This is a genomic window from Salipiger sp. HF18 (assembly GCF_011806505.1).
In the GTDB taxonomy this organism is placed as follows: Bacteria; Pseudomonadota; Alphaproteobacteria; order Rhodobacterales; family Rhodobacteraceae; genus Salipiger; species Salipiger thiooxidans.
Genome location: NZ_JAATOS010000278.1, coordinates 1 through 5,498 on the forward strand (window position 1 = coordinate 1; position 5,498 = coordinate 5,498).

The window sequence follows — 5,498 nt, forward strand, 5'->3', positions numbered from 1 at the left end:
CAGGACAGCCTCGACACCCACGGCTGATCCTTCATCTTGCCGGATAAACTCCCGCCGGAGGCATTGGTACACAGCCCACACGCCTGACCGCGATCAGACGCGTCACGCCGCCACGGCCGCCGCGACGACGGGCAGAGCCCGGCGGTGCAAAAACCAGAGCGGGGCCGAATGGCCCCGCTCCGCATCATGAAAGGTCGACGGTCTCAGACGCCCGACTTGACGATGGCCTCGGCCAGCAGCGGCACCGTGGTCTTGTTGAGACCCGCGATGTTCAGGCGCGAGTCGCCCACCATGTAGATGCCGTGGTCGCGGCGCAGGGTCTCGACCTGCTCGGGGCTGGCGCCGAGGCGCGAGAACATGCCCCGGTGCTGCGCGATGAAGTCGAAGCGGTCCGAGTTGGTCAGCCGCTTCAGCTCGTCCGCCAGTTGCTGCCGCAGCCCCAGCATCGAGTTCCGCACCTCCTCGAGCTCCGCCGCCCAGTCGGCGCGCAGCTCGGGGGTGGTCAGAACCATGGTCACCAGTCGCGCACCGTGATCCGGCGGGAAGGAATAGTTCTGCCGGTTCAGGTAATTCAGCGTGCCCTGGTTGAGCTTGCTGCGCGAGCTGTCCTTCGACACGGTCATCAGCAGGCCGGTGCGCTCGCGGTAGATGCCGAAGTTCTTCGAGCAGGACGCCGCGATGATCACCTCGGGCATCTTCTCGGCCACCATGCGCACGCCGATGGCGTCCTCGTCGAGCCCGTCGCCGAAGCCCTGGTAGGCGATGTCGATCATCGGCACCGCTTCCTTGTCGAGCAGCAGCTCGATCACGGCCTTCCACTGCGCCTGCGTCAGGTTGGCGCCGGTCGGATTGTGGCAGCAACCGTGCAGCAGCACCACGTCGCCCGGCATCACCGCAGTGAGATCCGCGATCATGTGCACGAAGTCGACGCCGCGGGTCGCGCTGTCGAAATAGCGGTAGGGGGTGAACTCCATCCCCATGTGCTTGAGGATCGACAGGTGGTTCGGCCAGGTCGGATCCGAGACCCACACCTTGGCCTTGGGGTTCGCCATCTTCACGAGGTCGAAGCCCTGGCGCACCGCGCCGGTGCCGCCTGGGGTCGCCGCCGCCGAGACGCAGCCGCGCGGGACGGAATCGCCCAGCACCAGCGACACCATCGCGTCGGCAAAGCCCGGATCACCGGCCAGCCCGGTGTAGGACTTGGTGGTTTCGGTCTCCCACAGGGTCTTCTCGGCGGCCTTGATGGCGCGCATCACCGGGGTGTTGCCGCTGGCGTCCTTGTAGACGCCGACGCCGAGGTCGATCTTCTGCTCGCGCGGATCCTCGCGGTACATCTGCATGAGCTGGAGGATCTTGTCTGCGGGTTGTTCCTTGAGGGTCTCGAACATCAGTTCTCTCCGGTGGCGACGGGCAGGGTGGGGAACTGTCCCCACTCGGTCCAGGATCCGTCATACAGGGAATGGTCGTCCTTGCCGATGCGGGTCAGGGCAAGGTTGATGATGGCAGCGGTCACGCCGGAACCGCAGGAGGTGATCACCGGCTTGCCGAGGTCCACGCCCGCGGCCTCGAACGTGGCGCGCAGGGCGTCCGGCGACTTCATCGTGCCGTCGGCCTCCTGCAGGGTCTTGTACGGGACGTTCTTCGCTCCCGGGATGTGGCCCGCGCGCAGGCCCGGGCGCGGCTCGGGCGCGTCGCCGCGGAACCGCTCGGCGGCACGGGCGTCGAGGATCTCGGTGTCCTTCAGCTTGGCGGCGGCCGAGACCTGCGTCACGTCCATCACCATCTGGTTCTGGCGGCGCACGGTCATGTGGCGGTCGCGGATCACCGGCGGCATGTCCTCGGTCTCGCGCCCCTCGGCCTGCCATTTCGGGAAGCCGCCGTCGAGCACCGCGATGTCGTCCTGCCCCATCAGCTTGAAGAGCCACCAGACGCGCGCTGCGGAAAAGATGCCCTGGCTGTCGTAGACCACGATCTGGTGGCCGTCGCCGACCCCGAGCGCGCGCATCCGCGACATGAACTTCTCGACCGGCGGCACCATGTGCGGCAGCTCGGAGCGGTTGTCGCTGACGTCGTCGACGTCGAAGAACCGTGCACCCGGGATATGCGCGGCCTCGTATTCGGCCTTGGCGTCCCGGTCGGAGCCGGGCAGGAACCAGCTCGCGTCGAGCACCCGAAGGTCGGGATCCTTGAGATGCTTCGCCAGCCAGTCGGTCGAGACAAGCGTCTTGGGGTCTTCGTGCATCGTGCGGAGTCCTCCCGGGGGCAGTCGGTCGGGTGTTTTCCTAAGCGCTGGGGGGCTTGGGTGCAAGGGGAGGGTGGGGCGCGGGGCGCCGCCGCCCCGCAACTTTGGGCCCGTGGCGCGCCCTGCCGCCCCGGTTTCCTCCCCCGGTCGGGTCGCCGGGCGTGGCTCAGGGCTTCGCTGCGTCCGCCTCGGCGAGCGCCGCGAGGGTGTCGCGCGCCTCGGTGATCTCCGGCAGTTCCGTCCCGCCCGCCAGCGACACCGCGGTGTCGAAGGCCGAGCGGGCGTCCTGTTCGCGCCCGAGCCCGGCGTAGGCCAGAGCGAGATGGGCCTGCACCACCGGCTCGGAGGGCAGCCCCGCGGCGGCCTGCGACAGGTACTCCACCGCGGTCTCGTAGTTGCCCTGCCGGTACTCGATCCAGCCATAGGTGTCCTGGAAGGCCGGGATATTGCTGCCGCGCAGGCGCTTGGCGATGGTCGAGGCGCGCTCGAGGCTTTCCGGCGTGCCGCCATGGGCGGTGAGCAGGCTGGCGAGGTTGTTGGCGACGTAGATGTTGCCGCTGTCCTGCGCGTAGAGCTCTTCGAGCGCCGCGATCGAGGCGTCGAACTGGCCGTCACGCTCGAGCATGTTGGCGCGGAGCCCCATGAGGTTGACCGCGCCGGGCATCCGCTCGATCGCCGCCGCCAGCAGTGTCGCGGCCTCGGCGTGGCGGCCCGAGGCGCTCAGGATCGACGCCAGTTTGCGCACGGCGGTCTCGTTCTCGGGGGCGTCGGCGATCAGGTCGCGGTAGCCGCGTTCGGCAAGTTCCGTCCGGCCCATGAGCGCGTTCAGGTCCGCATCCAGCAGCCGCAGGTCCGGAACGTCGGGCGAGCGCGCCAGCACCTCGTCGAGATAGGCGCGCGCCTCGTCGACCTCGCCGTCGCGGAGGTGGGTCTGCACGATCAGGATCACCGAGCGCACGGCCTCGGGGTCGGCCGCGGAAACCTCGCCGTCCACCTTGGCCTCGAGCATCGCGAGGCTGTCGGCGGTCCGGTTCTGGCCCTGCATGATCGCGGCCTGCAGGGGCAGGGCGGCCTGGCGTGCCTCTTCGGTGTCGATGGCCTGAAGAGCGTCGAGTGCGGCCCGCGCCTCGCGCCACGACTGGTCGCCGAGGTAGAGGTTGGAGAGCAGCAGCAGCGCGTCGAGGTTGCCCGGGTCGCGCCGGCGCAGGTCCTCGAGCATCGCGGTCGCCTTCTCGCTCTGGCCGTCGCCGACCAGGTAGCGCGCGTAGCGCAGGGTCTCGGCGGGGGCGGCGTTCGAGGCCTCGTAGGCCATGGCGAGACGGTCGCCCATCAGAAGGGCCTCGCCGTTGCGCTCGTGGGCGCGCGCCATCTCGGTCAGCGCATCGGCGTCCTGCGGGTTCTGCCCGAGCGCGGTGCGCAGGGCGAGGATCGCCTCCTGCGGCTGGTCCGCGTCGATCAGCCAGCGCGCCTGCAGCTTCAGGGCCTCGGCATTGGCGGCGTCGGCCTTCAGCACCCCGTCCACCAGCGTGCGCGCCTCGGCCTCGTCGCCGCTGTGCAGGAGCATCTTCGCAAGCGTCACACGGTGCTCGCGGGTCTGCGCGCTTTCCTCGGCACCGTCGAGCGCGGCGCGCATCCCTTTGATGCCGTCCTCGGTCTGCCCGGCCTCGAACGCCATCGAGGCGACCATGGCGGCGTAGAAACGCCCGAGCTCGGTGTCCTGGTTGGCGGCCTGCAGGCGCTCCAGCTCGGCGCGCGCGGCCTCGGGGCCTTGGGTGGCCAGCAGGAAGCGGACGACCTTGACGTGACCGTCGCTTTCGCCGGTGTCGACACCAGCCTGGGTGCGCAGCAGCGTTTCGGCCTCGGGGTAGTTCCCCTCCATCACGTGCCAGCTGATCAGTGCCTGCCGCAGCTCGCCGTTGTCGGGGTAGAGCCCGACCATGCGCTGCAGCTGCGCGCCGGTGGCCTCGGTCTGGCCGGTCTGGGTGAGGATGCGCAGCTTCAGCAGGTTGAGGTCCTCGGCCTCGGGGTCCACCTCGAGCGCGGCGTCGATGGTCGGCAGCGCGATGGACGGATCCTTGGCAGAGGCTTGGTTGTCGATGACGATGCGCAGCAGGATGTCGCTTTGCGGGGTGCCCTCGGCGCGCTGAGCGTCGGTCAGCTCCTGCGCTTCGGCAGCGACCCGGGCGCGTTTGGCGTCATCGCGCTTCAGCGCGGCAGCGTCGTAGTCCAGCGCCAGCAGGATCGCATGGGTCCGTGCATCGTCGAGCGGTCCGTTCCGGAGCGCCTCACCCTGTCGCCGGGCCTCCTGCCAGTTGCCGGTGCGGATCGACATTTCGGCGAGCGTCACGCGCACGTCCATGGCATCGGGGTTGCGTTCGACCAGCGCCATGTAGGAGCCGAAGGCCTCGCGCATGTGGCCCTGATCCCGCATGATGTCTGCATAAGCCCGGAGCGCGTCCTCGTGGTGTTTCTCGTACCGGAAGACATTGAGGAACTCGACCAGCGCGCGGTCTTCGTCGTTCTGTTCGAGGAAGGACATGCCGGAGCGGAAATGGATCTCGGCCTTTTCCTCGGCGCTCTTGCAGCCGGTAAGAAGCAGGCCCCCGCATAGCAAAAGGGCGACAATACGACTCGGGCGAACGCGTTCGATGCAAAACGTCATGCTAGCTAATCACTATGTTAGAAAGAGGTAATTGGGCGGCAAATAATCTAATTCGATAATATATCGCGGTCGTCTGAAAATGGGCAGTACCGATTTTGTGCCAGACGGTCACATCCGGGTGTTTGGCGATCTCACAGGGGCGGTCCGAGGGGCCATATGGCGTCCGCGGTGTCTTGGCCTTCCGGGCAGGGGAAACGGTCCTTCGCGGGGGAGTTGATGCTGGCGGGCGGGCTCATTCCGGAACGTAGGTCGGCAGGCGCGGCAGGAGCTGCGCCATGAAGCGCTGCAGCCGTTGGTCGGCATCCGCCTCGGTCTCGTCGCGGGAGATGGGCGTCACGAAGCGGACCAGTGCGCCGTCGGTGCGGCCGGTGGTCAGGCTGTCCCAGACCACGTCCGCCTTGGCAAGGTAGTCGTTGGTGAACCGGGTGCCGCGCTGCTCGAACCAGTAGTAGACCAGCTGCCGCGACAGCCCCTTCTCGATGATCGCCCGGTTGAGCGGGAAGGTACCGTAGACGGTGCCCGGGACACTCACCTCGGTGGCGCCGAAGGAGAACATCTCCCAGCCACCCACGGGCAGGCAGACCTCGGGCGAGT

At 68.3% G+C, this 5,498-nt stretch carries 4 protein-coding genes; all 4 read right to left on the reverse strand.

Annotated elements, in window-relative coordinates; all coding sequences use genetic code 11:
* Positions 1 to 203: 203 nt before the first annotated feature.
* Positions 204 to 1,388 (reverse strand): amino acid aminotransferase, encoded by a 1,185-nt coding sequence (locus HC022_RS18355; protein ID WP_167453386.1) that lies wholly within the window; start codon positions 1,386 to 1,388, stop codon positions 204 to 206.
* A complete protein-coding gene (gene sseA / locus HC022_RS18360; RefSeq protein ID WP_167453387.1) occupies positions 1,388 to 2,242 on the reverse strand; it encodes a 3-mercaptopyruvate sulfurtransferase in 855 nt (284 codons plus the stop codon). The genes HC022_RS18355 and sseA overlap by 1 nt, the downstream gene beginning before the upstream one ends.
* Positions 2,243 to 2,408: 166 nt before the next feature.
* Entirely contained in the window at positions 2,409 to 4,856 is a 2,448-nt protein-coding gene (locus HC022_RS18365; protein WP_167453388.1) for a tetratricopeptide repeat protein, read from the reverse strand.
* A 280-nt stretch (positions 4,857 to 5,136) separates the two neighbouring features.
* Positions 5,137 to 5,498: exosortase C-terminal domain/associated protein EpsI (locus HC022_RS18370; protein WP_167453389.1), on the reverse strand; the 362-nt coding region annotated here is incomplete at its 5' end.

Coding starts and splice junctions, on each gene's coding strand:
- HC022_RS18355 (WP_167453386.1), bottom strand. CDS start 1,388: ATGTTCGAGACCCTCAAGGAACAACCCGCAGACAAGATCCTCCAGCTC.
- sseA (WP_167453387.1), bottom strand. CDS start 2,242: ATGCACGAAGACCCCAAGACGCTTGTCTCGACCGACTGGCTGGCGAAG.